This is a genomic window from Collinsella sp. LCP19S3_C9 (assembly GCF_052121575.1).
Lineage (GTDB): Bacteria > Actinomycetota > Coriobacteriia > Coriobacteriales > Coriobacteriaceae > Collinsella.
The window spans coordinates 1-16,389 of the sequence record NZ_JBQKDZ010000015.1; the positions used below are offsets into that span (position 1 = coordinate 1).

At 52.4% G+C, this 16,389-nt stretch carries 16 protein-coding genes and 1 pseudogene; all 17 read right to left on the bottom strand.

Going from position 1 to position 16,389, the window contains the following annotated elements; genetic code table 11:
* Positions 1–304 precede the first annotated feature (304 nt).
* Entirely contained in the window at positions 305–838 is a 534-nt protein-coding gene (locus ACTQXI_RS07540; protein ID WP_441548456.1) for a hypothetical protein, read from the bottom strand.
* A gap of 20 nt (positions 839–858) precedes the next feature.
* The gene (locus ACTQXI_RS07545; protein ID WP_441548457.1) at positions 859–1,761 is read right to left on the bottom strand and encodes a hypothetical protein; all 903 of its coding nucleotides are present in this window, start codon (positions 1,759–1,761) and stop codon (positions 859–861) included.
* A 95-nt stretch (positions 1,762–1,856) separates the two neighbouring features.
* Positions 1,857–2,324: a hypothetical protein gene (locus ACTQXI_RS07550; RefSeq protein ID WP_441548458.1), complete on the bottom strand. Its 468-nt coding sequence runs from the start codon at positions 2,322–2,324 to the stop codon at positions 1,857–1,859.
* A gap of 241 nt (positions 2,325–2,565) precedes the next feature.
* On the bottom strand, positions 2,566–3,123 hold the full coding sequence (locus tag ACTQXI_RS07555; protein ID WP_441548459.1) for a hypothetical protein: 558 nt from the start codon (positions 3,121–3,123) through the stop codon (positions 2,566–2,568).
* A 10-nt stretch (positions 3,124–3,133) separates the two neighbouring features.
* Positions 3,134–3,859 carry a hypothetical protein gene (locus tag ACTQXI_RS07560; RefSeq protein ID WP_441548460.1) on the bottom strand — a complete coding sequence of 242 codons (726 nt, stop codon included), beginning with the start codon at positions 3,857–3,859 and terminating at the stop codon, positions 3,134–3,136.
* 78 nt (positions 3,860–3,937) lie between these two features.
* The gene (gene wecB, locus ACTQXI_RS07565) at positions 3,938–5,044 is read right to left on the bottom strand and encodes a non-hydrolyzing UDP-N-acetylglucosamine 2-epimerase (RefSeq protein WP_441548461.1); all 1,107 of its coding nucleotides are present in this window, start codon (positions 5,042–5,044) and stop codon (positions 3,938–3,940) included.
* A 40-nt stretch (positions 5,045–5,084) separates the two neighbouring features.
* Positions 5,085–6,146: an acyltransferase family protein gene (locus ACTQXI_RS07570; RefSeq protein ID WP_441548484.1), complete on the bottom strand. Its 1,062-nt coding sequence runs from the start codon at positions 6,144–6,146 to the stop codon at positions 5,085–5,087.
* 193 nt (positions 6,147–6,339) lie between these two features.
* Entirely contained in the window at positions 6,340–7,782 is a 1,443-nt protein-coding gene (locus ACTQXI_RS07575) for a lipopolysaccharide biosynthesis protein (RefSeq protein ID WP_441548462.1), read from the bottom strand.
* Positions 7,782–8,696 carry a Coenzyme F420 hydrogenase/dehydrogenase, beta subunit C-terminal domain gene (locus ACTQXI_RS07580; protein ID WP_441548485.1) on the bottom strand — a complete coding sequence of 305 codons (915 nt, stop codon included), beginning with the start codon at positions 8,694–8,696 and terminating at the stop codon, positions 7,782–7,784. Before ACTQXI_RS07580 ends, ACTQXI_RS07575 begins: the two co-directional genes overlap by 1 nt.
* Positions 8,697–8,840: 144 nt before the next feature.
* Positions 8,841–8,993, bottom strand: a pseudogene (locus ACTQXI_RS07585) (NADH-quinone oxidoreductase subunit I); the annotation flags it as partial.
* Positions 8,990–10,090, bottom strand: coding sequence for a polysaccharide pyruvyl transferase family protein (locus ACTQXI_RS07590; protein WP_441548463.1), 1,101 nt, complete (start codon positions 10,088–10,090; stop codon positions 8,990–8,992). The gene ACTQXI_RS07590 and the pseudogene ACTQXI_RS07585, both read right to left, overlap by 4 nt.
* A gap of 11 nt (positions 10,091–10,101) precedes the next feature.
* Positions 10,102–11,238 (bottom strand): glycosyltransferase family 4 protein, encoded by a 1,137-nt coding sequence (locus ACTQXI_RS07595; RefSeq protein WP_441548464.1) that lies wholly within the window; start codon positions 11,236–11,238, stop codon positions 10,102–10,104.
* Positions 11,225–12,388, bottom strand: coding sequence for a glycosyltransferase family 4 protein (locus tag ACTQXI_RS07600; protein ID WP_441548465.1), 1,164 nt, complete (start codon positions 12,386–12,388; stop codon positions 11,225–11,227). Before ACTQXI_RS07600 ends, ACTQXI_RS07595 begins: the two co-directional genes overlap by 14 nt.
* 1 nt (position 12,389) lies before the next feature.
* Positions 12,390–12,896 carry an acyltransferase gene (locus tag ACTQXI_RS07605; RefSeq protein WP_441548466.1) on the bottom strand — a complete coding sequence of 169 codons (507 nt, stop codon included), beginning with the start codon at positions 12,894–12,896 and terminating at the stop codon, positions 12,390–12,392.
* Positions 12,847–14,082, bottom strand: a complete 1,236-nt coding sequence (locus ACTQXI_RS07610; RefSeq protein WP_441548467.1) for a hypothetical protein — start codon at positions 14,080–14,082, stop codon at positions 12,847–12,849. The genes ACTQXI_RS07605 and ACTQXI_RS07610 overlap by 50 nt, the downstream gene beginning before the upstream one ends.
* On the bottom strand, positions 14,069–15,220 hold the full coding sequence (locus ACTQXI_RS07615) for a glycosyltransferase (RefSeq protein WP_441548468.1): 1,152 nt from the start codon (positions 15,218–15,220) through the stop codon (positions 14,069–14,071). Before ACTQXI_RS07615 ends, ACTQXI_RS07610 begins: the two co-directional genes overlap by 14 nt.
* The gene (gene wecB, locus ACTQXI_RS07620) at positions 15,202–16,386 is read right to left on the bottom strand and encodes a non-hydrolyzing UDP-N-acetylglucosamine 2-epimerase (protein ID WP_441548469.1); all 1,185 of its coding nucleotides are present in this window, start codon (positions 16,384–16,386) and stop codon (positions 15,202–15,204) included. The genes ACTQXI_RS07615 and wecB (ACTQXI_RS07620) overlap by 19 nt, the downstream gene beginning before the upstream one ends.
* Positions 16,387–16,389: the final 3 nt, after the last annotated feature.

The following is a 16,389-nucleotide window of genomic DNA, read 5'->3' on the forward strand; positions in this document are numbered from 1 at the left end:
GAAACGGGGCATAGCGAGCATGTCCGGCGTCGGGTCTGATAAGATTTCCATAGCGGTCTTCGTCCTTTCCTAGAACCTGTTGTTGTGGTGATTTCAGATTCTAGGACGAAGACCGTTCTTCGTTAAACGAGCGCTAGGGTGTCACCCTTACACCAACATTTTCGACGCGATCAGAAGGACAAAATCGGGCCAACACACGGAAGTGCGATCAATGCCGATGCAAAGATAGAAAAAGACCGAGAAAAAGGCGGTTGGTAGACAGTCTCCGCCGAAGCGGTCGGAGCGAAGAAGGCAAGATGCCCCTCTACTTCTTCCTTCCCCAAAAGCGAGATATGACTTGATAACAAACGTCGATACGCTTAAGGCACATAAGAGTAACGAAAATAAAGTTGCAACAGAGAGCCAACGAGAAAGCAGTGAATAAGTTGTTCACCATTGAGGAATCAGTAGCGTCACCAGATAAAGCCATGCAGCCAACCGTTAGAAAACCAACAACGACCGACCACAACACATCAGAGAACAGCTCATCAATTAACTTAATTTCTTGAGCGTTTTCTCCCAGTTCGCCATTACTTTGGTTCAAGTTAATCCTAAGCTCAAAGATCATTACTGCAAGACCACACATAAAGCCAGAAATAACCGATATGGCAGTCATTGCATTTGCAAAATAAGCACGAACATTAGCGGCATTATCGGTTTGAATGATTGCCCAAATAAACAATCCAATAGGAATAACAAAATGAACAAAAATATCTGGTTTATAAAGGGAGTCGTCATCAACCGAATGAAGCGTTCTTAAATAGCGAAAAAATATATCCCTAAGTGAAATCTTCCCCATGCGAAACCGCCATTCACTAATTAAGCCCGTCCAAGACGATGCTCAATCACCTCGCACTTTTCGTTGCACTTCTTTATGAAAGCCGAATCACTCAAGACTGCTTCGCCACGGTCGTTAAGGAGCTCTCTGATTTTCATGTCGAACGATGATGAAATGTCGAATCTTACGGTTCGGCCATCTTTGCTATTTGCTCGAACAAACACATCGACCTTGTTATCAGTTATGTCAGACTCAACAAGGCCAAAAATTGTTTTTGCTTTGGTGAAATCAGAAAGAGCTTCCTTAAGTAGGGCGATTGGAAAAGGTTGCCTTCTCTTATGGGCCAACTTATATGAAATGTAATTAGCACCAGTAATTAACGAATCCGCCATGTCGCTTGACCTAAGATATTTACGAACTTCGAAATCTTCGATGCTCTTAAAGGCATCAAGCGATTCTTCTTCTGCTATAGGCTCCCAATCTAAAAGGCATCCTGGGACCGCCGCTTTTAACCAGTTCTTAAATGGTGTCTTCAGAAATGTGTCGCCGGCAGATCCGTTTACATGTTCAACGCATAAAATTGCATAGTTTCCAACAGGATTTCTAAGGTATACCCTCGAACGAACCATGGGTGCCTTTTCGCTATCATATTCACCAACTATGGAATCTGATCCAGGATCAAGAATGGCAAAATCTTCACCGTTTGAACCAGATTGAAGTTCAAGCAGAACACCTTCATCTTGAACTTTTGGCTTTTCAAGATGGCAGTATTTCCCAACATCCTTTTGCTGGATTGTACCTTGGTCTGATCCGCAAAATTCAACGAACGCTCGAGTGAATCCACCTTTATAGATTGAATCGAGTTCAAACAGCTTGTCGGGTTTACGAGCTTCATGACAAGTCAATTTGTAGGCAACAAGCGACCTTCGAGAAGTAACAGGCATAAATAACACCTCAGGATTAAAGTCGTAGTTAATTTAGGCTCGGCGAAAATTACTCAATGCAAATCGCGCAACTATAAAGATACGGACACGCAGACCTAAAGAAACTTGCAGATAATATCGTACGCCAACTTTTCTTTGCGTTTGACATCCATTGAATAGGTGCCCTCGCATTGACAGGGCGGGGCAAGTTCGAAAAGATTGTAAAACTCGTTCGGCTTGTCACAGTAAACTGGACAGTCATTCTGTAAGGAATGCAGCTCGAACCGGAACTGGTCCCCGGTAATATCGATTACGGTGCCATCGGCAAGTTCAAGCCAAGCATGAGATTGCGAGTAATTTGTTGATGGGTCGCGATACGTTCCAGATACATACCATGTTTTTATGCCATGCTCGTCTAGATACCTTTTCAGTAAGTCACTTGTGTATCCGCAACAACCTATAGGAAAGGATGCGATTACAGTTCGAGACAGTTCACCAGACTCTTGGGCACGACCAATCGCCATGCGAAAGGCGATTGCAAGTGATCGCACATACTCAACTTGATTGTCTAGGTTGTCGCTCAATGAATGCCCTCCTCAAATGAAAGCATGATCCATTCGTTAACCGCGTTCAGTTTAAACCTAAAATGACCCCAAAATCGTTCCTGGGTTCAAGATGAAAGCCCCGCTACATCGCAGCTATCAGCGGTCCATTTCCTACGTCTCGTGTTGAGTGCCGATCCATAATAAGTTGCAACAAGATGGATGGCATGAAAGGCGAAATAACAAATAGAAAGGTTAGACAGATCAGTTAATTGATATCCAGTTACGACGCTTCGTTCATAAGCCGGTTACAGATGTAGATTAGCTTTTCGCTCTTTAGGAGTTGGTTAAAAACAATGTCGAGATCTTCATCGTCTTGTATCGTGATATTGCACGGCTCGGCCTCTTTGAACTTATAACGGTCGTAGATCCTTGCAAGATCTTTGCACACGCCTCGGTCGATGGTCATGACGGCAGGGTACGACGGATCGAATTCAATGGTGAATAGCCTGAACCGGTAACCATCAGTACGAATCTCGAAGCAAAAGTCATTTTTCTTATACAGATCACCGGCATCTTTGAGATCAGAATCTGAGGCAAAGTGGACTGTACTACCTGAGATAATTCTTGAAACTACAGTAGATGCGCTCTCAGCCAAATCAAGCGCTGGGACAAGAGTCCTGTTAACATCGAAAGTCCGTGAAAACAACCCTTTAACCTTGCCTCCAGATGCGTCAGATAGCATTTTGGTCTGCTTATTAAAATAAGGGATAATTCCGTCTGTTGTCTTTTGCTGAGGCTGAGAGAGAACCTCTAACCACGGGTTTGCACTGGAAGTCATAACAGCTCACCTAACTTAAATCGATATCAACTAACAGCGGTAAATGATCGCTAATCTTGCTGTTGGGACGGACTTTTGTTATCAAGTCCTCATCCCCTATCTTCTTTAGATAGCTGTAGGAATTGATGCGATCCATCAATTCTGGACTTACCAACGCTTGGTCATAACAGTTCCAAATAGGGTTAGTGCAATCCCCGGAATAGTAAAAGGAGCCGTAGTTTTCTAACTCCTCAGATAGCCAATGAATAGTTGGGTTATACAGAAAGGGATATTCGTTTCCGCACCACGTTCTTCCGGTTTTATTCCTGACTATTCCTTTAAATAGCATCGCGTTGAATGCGTTAGGGAGAAGTAGCTCCTTGTCATAAGGATTTGCGTTTAAGTCGCCCATCACGATAGTCCTTTTAATTGATAGCTCGTTTTCATACCCGTGAATCACGTCCATCATCTTGCGTATATCTACTAGCCTTGGTTCCGGATCGGCTGAGGACATACGGTCAACAAGATGCGCGGCGGCCATGACGAAGCAAATCTTGTCGATTTTCATTGGCAGTACGGTAAACCGAGATTCCTCGAAGCAGTCAATAACTTCAATGGACTCCTGAGCAATAATTTTGACTTTGTCGCACCCACCATAACCTATTGGGCGATATCCAGAGCTCTTTAAGAGCTCATCTGAGAATTCAGTTCCAGAAAACTCACCAAAAGCAGCAATGCCGACCTCTTTCTCTCGCATGCACGCGAGGGCAAGGTCGGCATTGTCCTTATTATTTATGTTCCAAAAGAGCAGCTTCATAAAACAGCTCGGAGAAAACTACTGCGCAAGCACGTCCGCTATACGCTCGCTCGCATGTCCATCGCCGTACGGGTTCGACGCATGGCTCATGGCTTCGTACTCGGCCTGATCGCTGAGCAGGCGGCTGAACTCGCGGTAGATGACATCCTCCTCTGTGCCGACGAGCTTCAGCGTGCCGGCGGCAACGCCCTCGGGGCGCTCCGTGGTGTCGCGCATGACGAGCACCGGCTTGCCCAGGCTCGGGGCCTCCTCCTGGATGCCGCCGGAGTCGGTGAGGATGAGGTGGCTCGCCGCCATGAAGTTGTGGAAGTCGAGCACCTCGAGCGGGTCGATGATGTGCAGGCGGTCGAAGCCGTCGAGCTCCTCGTGCGCCGCCTTGCGGACGAGCGGGTTCATGTGGATGGGGTAGATCGCCTTGGTGTCGGGGTGCTGCTCCATCACGCGGCGGATGGCGCGGAACATGCGGTGCATGGGCTCGCCGAGGTTCTCGCGGCGGTGCGCAGTGATGAGAATGAGGCGGGAGCCCTCGGCCCACTCGAGCTCGGGGTGGGAGTAGCCCTCGCGCACGGTGGTGCGCAGGGCGTCGATGCCGGTGTTCCCGGTGACCCAGGTCTTGGATTCGGGCTTGCCCTCGCCGAGCAGGTTCTGCTTGCTGGCCTCCGTGGGGGCGAAGTAGTACTCGCTCACGATGTCGACGGCCTGGCGGTTGAACTCCTCCGGCCAGGGGCTGTAGATGTCGTGCGTACGAAGGCCGGCCTCGACATGCCCCACGGGGATCTGCAGGTAGAAGCAGGCGAGCGCAGCGGCGAAGCTGGTCGTGGTGTCGCCGTGGACCAGGACGACGTCGGGCTTCTCGTCCTCGAGGACGGCCTTGAGCTTGACCAGCACGTCGCACGTCACGTCGAACAGCGTCTGGCCCGGCTTCATGATTGCAAGGTCGTGGTCGGGAGTCACGTCGAAGACGCGCAGCACCTGGTCGAGCATCTCGCGGTGCTGGCCCGTCACTGTCACGACGGTCTCGAACTCATCCCTGCGCGCCTTAAGCTCGTTGACGAGCGGGCACATCTTGATTGCCTCCGGGCGGGTGCCGAAGACGAGCATTACTTTCTTGGTATTAATAGACATGAACCGTCTACTCCTTTTCGAATAGCCGTTAAGAGTTATGTCACGCGTGTTTAGCTTTACATGCTTTGTCGAAACTTTTCCAACAGGCAGAAAGCGTCAACGTAACCGCAAGGGCGAATATAGCGACAAAGACTTTGGGGTCCATTGGCAACACCACAGTAAAAGCCTTGCCAACATACTTAAGGACAACAGCGTGGATAAGAAATGCGTAGGGGCTAAGCGCAGCAATCCAAGTCAACCATCCACAGCTCCACACTCGTTCTACTTTCCCAGAACACGATGAGACCAGCCATATCAATGCTGCGGTAGTAGGCAAGAACAGAATGGAGTAACGAATGGGCATGGACCCAAATAAGGGCGCTTCGTTGGTGTAAGCCCACATCGAAAGGAGGATAAGGCCGAAACAAATAAGCTGAGCGCCCCCATTGCTGCCGCTCAACCAGCGCAAGCTTGACTTATCGACGTTCAGGAACATCCAGCCCAAGGCGCAACCGATGCCGAAGTCGCAAAACCTCACCGGCGGGAAGTAATAGGTGCACCATTGGACAACTCCAGCCGTAGCGCCGCTTTCCTTTAGAATATACGCGAAGATGGCGGCAATAAGGTATACAGCGACGAATCCCCCCATGAACAAAATCGCGTCTTTCACACTTCGTAGCCTCTTAAGCTGCTTCAAGAGAAGCAGGAACAGAAAATAGGAAAAGGCAATGACGCACATGAACCATGAGGGGCCGTTCAGCGCGGAGTACATCGCTTGCCAAGGGACCCATATCTGCGCCATGCCAACGTTCAGGATTACGGCGACGACGAAAGCTACTAGGCTCAAGGTACCGGTAAGCACATCGAAAATGGCAACGGGAATCTTTGCCACCATGGTCACGAGATGGAGAGGGTAGAGCGATTTGACCTTATTCCACGCAAAACGTAAACCAAACACTAGATCGGACGGCTTCTGCAGGTACTGGTAAGCCATCAGGAATCCCGAGAGCATGAGAAAAACGGAAACACCCCAGGCTCCGAGGCAGCCAAACGAGCCTAGGTTTGAATGGGAAACGAAAATGGCCAAAAACGAGATGGCCCGCAAACCTTGAATAGCAGTAATCCACTTTGCTTTGGGGGGCTATTTTAGCTGCGTCATTCATAAGATTATTTCCTAACTTCGTTCGTCTTATAGGCAGTATACCCAGGGACGTTAAGGCGACTTGGCCTGGTACCCAACCCTAAGCACGCGTATGCCGAAAAGCGAGTCTCCTTCTAGCTCGACTTCTGAAGTTCACTATTCAAAAAATCTCAAATCAATGAGAGCGAACTTTCTTGAAACCACCTACGAGCATCATCATCGTGTCGTCCCTCATCAGCCACATGAAAACGGCATAGATCACCGCTCCAAGCAAGATCTGAAAGGCGAGAACGGCCACGCCGGGTAGCGGGAACATTCCAATCGCCAGAACACACAAAGCCATGACAGCCGAGCCCACGAGGGGACGAAGGAGGTCGCAAAGCTGATCGTGCAGGCTGTAGCCCAGTACGCGCACGTTGGGAACGAGGGCCACAGCGCACGACACAGCGCCAGCAACGACCGAACTCGCCGCGAGGGCGACGGGGCCCAGGGCGATGCTGAGAAACATGAGAGCGAACTCGGCAGTCTTACGGACGATCTCAAGCTTCAGCGTCGTCTTACTGTCCCCCAGCCCCCTCATCGCCTGGGCGGTGATTAGCTGAATCGGTTGGAAACAATATGAGACAGCGAAGATCTGCAGATAAGGCACGCAACAAATCCAGCTTTCCCCCAAGACGACCAACACAAGCGTCGAGGCGCACGAGCCGAGACCGAACAGAAGCGGGAAGATAACAAAGCAGCTTGCGCGAACAGACCTCCTCGCGATAGAGAGCACTCGCTCCGGCGACTCCTGGACACCCGAAAACGTCGGCAACATGACTTCTTGCATGCTGCCGGTGATGGCGCTCATGACCGTCGATGGGAACTGATGGCCGCGGTTAAAGAGGCCGAGGGTGGACGTATCGAAGAGGCGACCGACGATGAGGTTACGAAGGTTGAGAAAGACCGAAACCAACAGGTTGCCCACAAGGACATTTGCGCCAAAGGCGAAGAGACCCTTGATGGACTCCAGGGAAAAGCCGAGTCTCGGACGCCAGTGCAAGGTGAACACAAGCACGGCGCACACGAAAGCCTGATTGCCGAGCTGCTGCGCCACGAGCGCCCAGACGCCCGCCCCCGCAAAGGCAAGAGCAATACCCACAGCTCCGGAACAGACCGCCGTGGCGAGGTTTGCAACGAAAAGCTTTCTAAACTGGAAAGTCTTCTCGGCATAGGCGATCTGCACGGAGTTGTAAGCTCCCGGCAGGAGCACGAGGGCCATAACACGGAGTATCAGGCAGACCTCTGGGTTGTTATAAAACTCCGCAACCGAGGGTGCGGCTAGGAAAAGTACGATGTAGATCGCAAACGACATCCCGAGGGAGAAGACGAGCACGCTCGAGTAGTCGAGCTCGCTGGCCCCTTCCTTCTGGATGAGCGCTGTGTTGAACCCGCCCTGGACAAAGACAAGTGCAATTGCCGTGAAGACGAGCACCAGCGAGACCACTCCGTAGTCGGTGGGTCCCAGCAAACGCGCGAGCACCAGAGAGACAACGAACGACACGACCTGGGCGCTGCCGCGCTCAAGGAACTTCCAAGCAAGCGAGGTGACAACGGTGTGCTTGGAGACATCAGCCATCAGCGCTTCACCGCCCTAACGACCCTCTTGACAAAACGCTTGAACGCCCTCGGGACGAAAATGAGAACGGAGGACTTCAAGGACGCGTGAAGCCCAAACTCATTAACCAATTCTCCGAGATCATCCCCGGCGGTATAGCGCGCGAAGAACTCGTCACGCCTCGGGTTACCGGGTGTCGTATGATCGAAGAGCGGGTTGAAGCGCGCCACGTCATCCGGCGAGGACGGGTAGACCTCCATCGCATCCGAAAGGCGGGAAATAACGGCACGTCCTTTCTCGGTATTCCCGACTATCGAGGACCAGCCTCGGCCGTCATCGTGCTCGGGGTAAAGCGCGCCTTTGCCGTTGAGGTCAGCCAGGGTGATGTCGCCGAATCGCTTACGGTTCCTGAAGCGGCAGTTCTCCATACACGACCGGCGAAGACATGCCTGGTTCAGGAATAGCTTGTTGTAGTCGTCGACCCTCACGAACTTGGTTTTGGCATCGAAATGCTTGTCCAGGTACTTGTACATGGACAAGTGCCTTTCGTAGTTGCCCATGACGGGAAGTTTGCAGCGGAACTCGTAGTCGACGACCTCGCCGAGCTTGGCAGACGCCCTCTCCATGCAGGCCTCGAAAACGGCGGGGCTACCCGCGCCGCGGCAAATGAGGTCGACAAGGAGGAGGTTCTCGGAGTCACGAAGCCTACCCAGATAGGCGCTGAGCCCCGCTATCTCGCAGGGGGTGCCCGAGTAAAGGACGCGTCGCCCGGTCATGAGGTCATCGCGGACCTGCCTGAACGTGTGCCCTTTGTCGCTCTGAACGTACTTTGACTTGCGCAGGGGCGCGATAACGGGCATCTCGCACCCGACATGCCTGACCGTTGGGAAGTCCATGGCTGCGCCATACACGACGGTCACGGCCTCATCGCCCATCTGGGCGAACACATCGCAGAGACACGAGAAGGCGCCGCCCGACGAGCTCGCACGCCAGAGCCCGCAGTCTCGCGCTACGGCTGCGACGGCAGTCTGTCCCACGGTGGGGTTACCGGTGGCGCCGGAGACTATCGGGCAAGCGCGCTCACAGGCGCCGCATCCAATACAGTCGTCTCCAACGACGGGCTGAAGGAAACCCTCCTCATCGCGTTCCATTTTGATGCATGATTTAGGGCATGCCGCGGCGCAGGCAGTGCAACCGGTGCAGAGATCCCCGCACGCCAGATTGGGCATCATACGCCACACCCCACGCCTCGAAGCGCATCGGCAAGAAAGGACCTAGAAGCGTCGACTTCGGCGTCGAGCCTGGTTCTCGCCGCATCCCAATCAATGCCCGCGAGGCCGACCCCGTCAAGCGGCATGAGCCGGTCGAGGAGGCCGAGCTTTCCCAGAATGTTCAGAACGCGAGAGTTCTGGTTAATCGCGTCCCCATCGTCAAATCTCCTGTAGGCGAGGAAGTCTACACCGAGGTTGACGGAGAGCGCAATACCGTAGAAGGAGTCGGTCATGGCTAACGCCGCCCCCGAAAGGTAACCGAGGAACTCGGGAACCGCCATCTTACGTATCGTCTCGCAACCAGAAAGTTCCGCGCCCCCCGCCTCCGGCAGATAGGCGACAACACGGAGACCAGTCTCCCGAGCGGCCTCCGCGACCGCATCGGCATAGCGAGAGGGCGCCCCGAGGAAGTAGCAGAAAATGTAAGGCTCATCAGCCGAACGGAAGCCATCGGCAAGGGAAAGCCAGGTATCCCGAGAGACGAGGAACGTTGGATCAAGTACCGCAGTAGCTTTAAGGCCCAACTCGTTGATAATCAGGTCTCTCCCCTGCTCCTCGCGAACGCCGATCGCGTCGAAGCGCGAGAGGAGTTCCTTATAACGCCCGCGCATCGCAACGGGAATGTCAGGAAGACCGATGCTGGCGGCGTAGGAGACTTTACGTACGGCGTCGTCCACACCGTCCAACATGTAAACGGGGTTGAAGACGTTCGGGGCCCAGATCTGGTCGCTGCCGCAAACGAGCGCATCGAACCCGTTGCAAAGCGATCGGGCCTCTTCGGGATCGTAGGTCTTGCGCGTCTGTCTCAGCTCGTCTCGTTGGAATCTCCATGTATCGAAGCAGGGCCCAAACGGCAGGGTGTCAAGGACCAGCTTGACCGCCCCCTTGGGGAACCTCTCCCCGTCGAATTCGCGCCTCCTATAGTTAACGAAAGAAACGTCATGGCCCATGCCGCAAAGCACGCGCTGCATCGCCCAAGATTGGAGGTTACTGCCCACGTTGCTGTAGTAGTGCCAGGTCAGGATTCCAACCCTGGCCTTTCCGCGATTCTCTGTCACCAAAACGCTCCCTATACGAATTCTTTCAGGATGCCCGTCCAACTATCCGCCCAACGCTCCCGCGTGAAAGAGTCCTCCACCGTCTGCCTGGCATTGCGTGCGAGTCTCTCCCTCAGAGAAGCGTCGTCAACGAGCGCGCTGACCGCGCGATAGAGGTCGTCGGCTTCGGGGCGCACCAGAAGACCGTTATGCCCAGAAAGAACGATGTTCGACATGCCGCCCACATCCGTAGCGACCACGGCACAGCCAGCAGCCATGGCCTCGAGAAGAGAGAGAGATGTGCCTTCAGAACCGATGGTGGGCACAAGCGCGATATCAAACTGCCCATGGAAAGCGATGCTCTCGTCCGCGTCATAGCGAGCAAAGGAAACGCAACCGTTGCCGTCGAAAGCCTCGTGCAGCTCGGCCTCCAGGGAACCGCCGCCCGCAATGGTCAACTCCACCTCGGGGTGATCGCAAAGAATTCTCGGCATCACATCGATAAGCAACCCACAACCGCGAATCTCCTCAAAACGCCGCGCGAAAACTATACGGGTTTTACCATCGTCTTTACGTTCAAGGACAGATAGCGAGGTATTAGCGAAATTAGGGATGTAGGTATAGGAGAGCCTATTAGCAACACTCAGCGCCCTCATCCAATTTACATAATTCAAGTCAACACACACCATGTGGGAAACGCAGGAATGCTGTTTCAGAATCTGGTACGCCTGAACAGCACGTGCTAGCGTTGAAGCTCGACGGCTCCGAAAAGACCTGCCGTGTATGGTGGTAGTATCCCAATAAATACCGTGCTGTATCCCGATGCTGTGCCTAAAAGACGTCTTCACAATCTGTGTACTTGTGGCAAAAACCAGAATGTCCCTTTTACAATCGCTTTCAGACTCGACAATGCGCACAAGCTCTTTAATTGTCGGCACATTAGGAACACCGACAACAGTCATTCCATTCGCATCGACATAGCTGCGTCTTTCACCGTTGGGCATGTATACGTTGACGCCATATCCATTGCTAAGTAATACCTCGGCAAGCATAGCGATATAAGTCTGAACGCCTCCTATCGTAAACTTACCACTAGCAAAATCGAAGCAATTCGAAACAACAACTTGCACATTTCGCGCTATTTGCCCAATCACATTAAATCCATTCATCAGAAATACACATCGCGGGTGAACAGGGACCGCTAGAGAAATCGGCGCCGCGACCGAGATTAAGCCGTGAGCAAAGCTTGATGAAACGTGACGCGGCCTCACGAGCGTTCCACTCTCTGGATACCGTCTGAAAAGCGGCATCTTGCAATCTGGCGAGCTGCTCTTTGTTGATTGCCAACGTCTCCAATCGCGAAGCCATGGAAGCAACATCCCCATCTTTGCAAACATAACCGTTTTCGCCATCGCGAATCAGGTATGGCGCTGCCCCTATTGCATCCCCGCAAATAACCGCACATCCCATACCCATTGCCTCGTTAACAACGGCGCCCCAACCCTCCTTACGGTTAGAAGTAACAAGAAGAGCGTCCGCCTCGCGCATCTGTTCGTAGACCTTGCAGTTGGCAAGCTGCCCGACAACGGAAACACAGTCATGTAGGCCGCATTTATCTACGAGGCCCTCAATTGAGCCCCTAAGAGGACCATCTCCCACCATAGTTAAAGAAAATTCAACTGAAGACCGTTTAAGAGCATGGGCAATGCTCACTGCAAGATCGGGCCGCTTCCAATCAATCATTCTGCCAACCCAAAGCACCCTTAGCGTTTCTGAGGGCTCTTTCTTTGGCATCAGCGAAGGCACTTTGGGAAAGTAACCCCATTTGAAACACTTCGCATCTGGAAAACCGAACAAGGACAAATCATAAGAAGTGAATGCAGAGGCGCAGAGAACATAAAAGTCGTCTCTGTCAGCGTACTGTCCAAACCCGCGTTTGACGCGCAATCTTTTAGGAGGGAAATAACGGAACCAAAGTCCGCGCTTTAGCAGTCTCTCGGCGTAAACAAATGTCAAACCTTTACGGGCACTCATCCTTTTTTCCAAGAATGTAGAATAGCCGGCGCATATTGCGACGTCAGACTCAAGAGCAAGTTTCTTTGCAAACTCCATGTTTTTATTTGATGAGTATGATTCGACTAAATAACTGGGAGTAAGGACATTCTCAACATGACCGGCTGCACTGCTATCTACCGATGCGCGATATTCTGTTTCGGCAACAAAATGATAATTATTTGCACCAAGAAATTCCTCAAATGCTTCACACAACGGCTGTTGGTGGGAAGTCAGATAATTAGAGAAAAAAGTAACTGTAGGCATATTAATTCAAGGCCTTTTTTACGACGCAGGGAATTCCGGCGCATAAAGTGTTATCAGGAAGTTCTTTCAAAACGACCGAGCCAGCACCAACAACACAGCCCGAACCAACTCGCGTGTTACCGCAAACTGTAACAGAAATTGAAAGCCAAGTTCCATCACCCACCTTTACAGCATGCGTCTCTCCTTCTCCAGCCCTTCTGGACCGGTCTCCGATAACATGCCCGCCCGTGGCGAAGGTACATTTTGGACCGACATCAACTCTATCACCAATTACAACACTGCCGTTTCCATCAAAAGATACGTCCCTGCCGATCCAAACATCGTCGCCAAAGCTCACATCAATACAGGTTCCTGCATATAAAGGTCCAACCAGTCTCAAATTGTCGCCAACTTCAAAACCCGAGAGCTTTAACAGCACGCTTTTCAGAGCAAAAAAATGATTCCCGGATAAAAATATGTTAATAATGCCGAGTGCAAAGGGCCGTATTATCTTTTTTCGAGTATTCATTATAAGACTCCTCCCGCATCTGCCCTTTTTTTAAAGAAAGTAAATACATGCTCGGAATAAGGGACAAAAGGAGCCAGTCCCAGGCTGATACAAAAGACATAACACTTGACATGTAGGATTCTCCAACGCTTTGCAAAAACAGGGCAACAATAACGGAGATCAGAACACCATGACTTGATCGCCAATCAGAGCCAACAAAGCACGCCGACCAAAGAAGCAAATAAGCGAAGAGGCCGATGATTCCAACGCGGTAGATTAGCGAAACAAAGAGCATTTCTACCGCGCCGCCGGCCTCAGTGGTAATTTCTGCAACACCATCTGAGGAGACATAACCGAAGCCAAACAGCAACCGTGGATCCTGTAAGTTCATTTTAACAAGAGTCTCGAACCGCAGCATGAATGTATTGGACTTTGCCAAGTTTATAGGTGCTAGATAACATAGACTAATAATGCCTGCAATCAATGCTATGGTTGCCAGCGCCTTTAAGTTTTTTGAACAGAGAGGGTTCTCAATAATCTTATTAAAATACAACCTGAGTGCGATATAAGAAAGTGTGACATAGCGGGCAGTCTGACTTCCTGTCAAAAGCAAAATTATAGTTAAAAAGAAAATATCAAAACTAATTACTTTTTTTAACTTCTTTTCTAAACCCAATTCATACAATGCAACATGCAGAATAATCAAAATTGAACAGATATGTCCAAGTGAATTAGCATTCGAAAAGCATCCTTTCATCCTCAAACGAGAAAAACCAGACGAGAGCTGAGAGATGCAATCCTGGAAAGAGACAAGGCACAAAACCAAGACGAGCCCAGCAGAGAAAATAGAGACAACCGCAATCTCTCTTCGTGTTGCCGAAAGCGATCTCGAAAACGCAGCGAAGCAAAAGACAAGAAGATATAGACCGAAAGATTGTACGATAGAAAAAGACGCCGTCTGAAAGGGAACACTAACAATAAGCAGCGCGAGCCCAACAAGGGAAAGAACCAGCGCATATTTTGACAAGCCTTTTCGACAGGCATTAGCCGCCATATAGATTGCCAAAACGATCAAAGCAAAATACTTAAAATAAAGCGTCACCGCTCCGAACAGTGCGTCACAGTCGCTAATAATCATTAATCCCGAGAACACCACGAGAGCGTATAGAGCCCCACTTCTCCACATAGTGCTGTTATCTAGAGCCATTTCTTACACCCCAGCAAGATCTAAAGCCCTTAATACGCTCTGCCATCTCATCATATGAAGTAATTTCATAGCTCTTTCCAATCGGAGAGCAAGCCTCAACGCAGGCAGAGCCAGCAGTGACCATTACCGTTGCTCCACAAGCCTGAGCCTCAGCAACGGTCATTCCAAACGTCTCTTCAATTCCCGGGTGTACAAAAAGGTCAGCAGCAGTATATATGCTCGCAAGTTCAATCTGAGAGTCTGTGCGGGTCAGCCCGACAATGCCCTCGGGCAACTTCTTCATCTGCTTCTCGGAAAGCCCCACAAGCACGATTGCGTACTTCTCGGAATCCAGCTCTCCCGCCAGACGCACGAAGTCGGAAAGTCCCTTGCGCTCGGTCCAGGGACTCGCCACGCCGAGAATCATGAACCTGTCGCCTATGCCGTACCTCTCGCGGAAGTCACTCGGGGTGGGTTTGAACACGTTGGTGTCGATGGTGTTATGTCGCACCTCCACGGGGTACTTAGACAGGAAGCTCTCTCCCACCAGGTTTGCGAGCCACTGGGAGGGCGTGATGAGCTTCATGCGCCCGGCCGGCACCAGGTTGAAGAGCCGCCTCTTCTGGTCGAAATTCCACGCGCAGGAGGCCTTGGAGTATGTCTTCGGGTATGTGCCGAGCTGCGGGCAACCGTTACCGCAACCAGCCTTCCATTTTTCGCACTTCACATATGTGAAGTGCGCGCAGTGGCCCGTAAACGCCCAGCAATCGTGTAGGGTCCATTCGACTTTACATTTATGGTTTGCGAGCCACTTGAACAGCATCTCGATGTTGACGTAATAGCCATGCAGGTTATGCAGATGCACTATATCAGGCTTAATCTCATCAAGTCGAGCAAGAAGACGTTTAGTAGCGTTTTTGCTATGAAAACCCGCTTTACCATCTATGCGAGTCTGAAGCACGTCGAGCTTAACCTCTGCATCAGAGGCAAACTTCATTTCGTTCGGCTTTTCCGCCTCGCGGCCACGACCCCAGAACACATAGGATTCTTCGCCGGCAGCCAGAAGCTCTCGGTGCTCCTTCATCATAATGCCGCCGGTCGAGCCGTTCGGCACGGTGTTTATGTGGGCATAGACCGTCACTACAGGCTCTTCCTCCACACCATCTTGTCCACGACGCCGGTGTAGCTCTGGATGATCTTGACCACCTTGGTGGACACGGTCTCGTCGGCGTAGTCGGGCACGGGTGCCTCGGGGAGCGACCCCTCCGCGTCGAGCTCGACGGCGGTGCGGACGGCCTGCAGCAGGCCGCGCTCGCTGATGCCGGCGAGCGTGAAGCACGCCTTGTCCAGGGCCTCGGGGCGCTCGGTGGAGGTGCGGATGCACACCGCCGGGAACGGGTGGCCGACGCTCGCGAAGAAGCTGGACTCCTCGGGCAGGGTGCCGGAGTCGGACACCACCGCGAAGGCGTTCATCTGCAGGCAGTTGTAGTCGTGGAAGCCCATGGGCTCGTGCATGCGCACGCGGGGGTCCAGCTTGAAGCCGGTGGCCTCCAGGCGCTTGCGGGAGCGCGGGTGGCAGGAGTACAGGATCGGCATGTCATACTTCTCCGCGAGCGCGTTGATGGCGGTGAACAGGCTCGTGAAGTTCGCCTCGGTGTCGATGTTCTCCTCGCGGTGGGCGGAGAGCAGCATGTACTTCTTCGGCTCCAGGCCGAGCTCGGAGAGGACGTCGGATGCCTCGATCTTCTCCAGGTTGGCGCGAAGGACCTCGGCCATGGGCGACCCGGTGACGTAGGTGCGCTCCGGGGCGCAGCCGGTGTCCTTCAGGTAGCGGCGGGCGTGCTCGGAGTAGGCCAGGTTGACGTCGGAGATCACGTCGACGATGCGGCGGTTGGTCTCCTCGGGCAGGCACTCGTCCTTGCAGCGGTTGCCGGCCTCCATGTGGAGGATGGGGATGTGGAGCCTCTTGGCCGCGATGGCGGACAGGCAGCTGTTGGTGTCGCCCAGGATCAGCAGCGCGTCGGGCTGCACCTGCACCATGAGCTTGTAGCTCGCGGCGATGATGTTGCCCACGGTCTCGCCCAGGTCGGCGCCCACGGCATCCAGGTAGACGTCGGGGTCGGCGAGCTCCAGGTCGCGGAAGAAGATGCCGTTGAGCGTGTAGTCGTAGTTCTGGCCGGTGTGCGCCAGCAGGCAGTCGAAGTGGCGGCGGCACTTCTTGATGACCTCGGACAGGCGGATGACCTCGGGGCGCGTGCCCACGATGATGAGCAGCTTCAGGCGGCCGTCGTCCTTGAATGCGATATCGGAATAGTCCTTGCCCATGCG

Bases quoted from the DNA above. Each gene is read 5' to 3' on its own strand.
- ACTQXI_RS07545 (WP_441548457.1), bottom strand. From the start codon at position 1,761: ATGCCTGTTACTTCTCGAAGGTCGCTTGTTGCCTACAAATTGACTTGT.
- ACTQXI_RS07555 (WP_441548459.1), bottom strand. From the start codon at position 3,123: ATGACTTCCAGTGCAAACCCGTGGTTAGAGGTTCTCTCTCAGCCTCAG.
- ACTQXI_RS07605 (WP_441548466.1), bottom strand. From the start codon at position 12,896: ATGAATACTCGAAAAAAGATAATACGGCCCTTTGCACTCGGCATTATT.
- ACTQXI_RS07600 (WP_441548465.1), bottom strand. From the start codon at position 12,388: ATGCCTACAGTTACTTTTTTCTCTAATTATCTGACTTCCCACCAACAG.
- ACTQXI_RS07580 (WP_441548485.1), bottom strand. From the start codon at position 8,696: ATGGGCGATGAGGCCGTGACCGTCGTGTATGGCGCAGCCATGGACTTC.
- wecB (WP_441548469.1), bottom strand. From the start codon at position 16,386: ATGGGCAAGGACTATTCCGATATCGCATTCAAGGACGACGGCCGCCTG.
- ACTQXI_RS07560 (WP_441548460.1), bottom strand. From the start codon at position 3,859: ATGCGAGAGAAAGAGGTCGGCATTGCTGCTTTTGGTGAGTTTTCTGGA.
- wecB (WP_441548461.1), bottom strand. From the start codon at position 5,044: ATGTCTATTAATACCAAGAAAGTAATGCTCGTCTTCGGCACCCGCCCG.
- ACTQXI_RS07610 (WP_441548467.1), bottom strand. From the start codon at position 14,082: ATGGCTCTAGATAACAGCACTATGTGGAGAAGTGGGGCTCTATACGCT.
- ACTQXI_RS07575 (WP_441548462.1), bottom strand. From the start codon at position 7,782: ATGGCTGATGTCTCCAAGCACACCGTTGTCACCTCGCTTGCTTGGAAG.
- ACTQXI_RS07540 (WP_441548456.1), bottom strand. From the start codon at position 838: ATGGGGAAGATTTCACTTAGGGATATATTTTTTCGCTATTTAAGAACG.
- ACTQXI_RS07595 (WP_441548464.1), bottom strand. From the start codon at position 11,238: ATGAATGGATTTAATGTGATTGGGCAAATAGCGCGAAATGTGCAAGTT.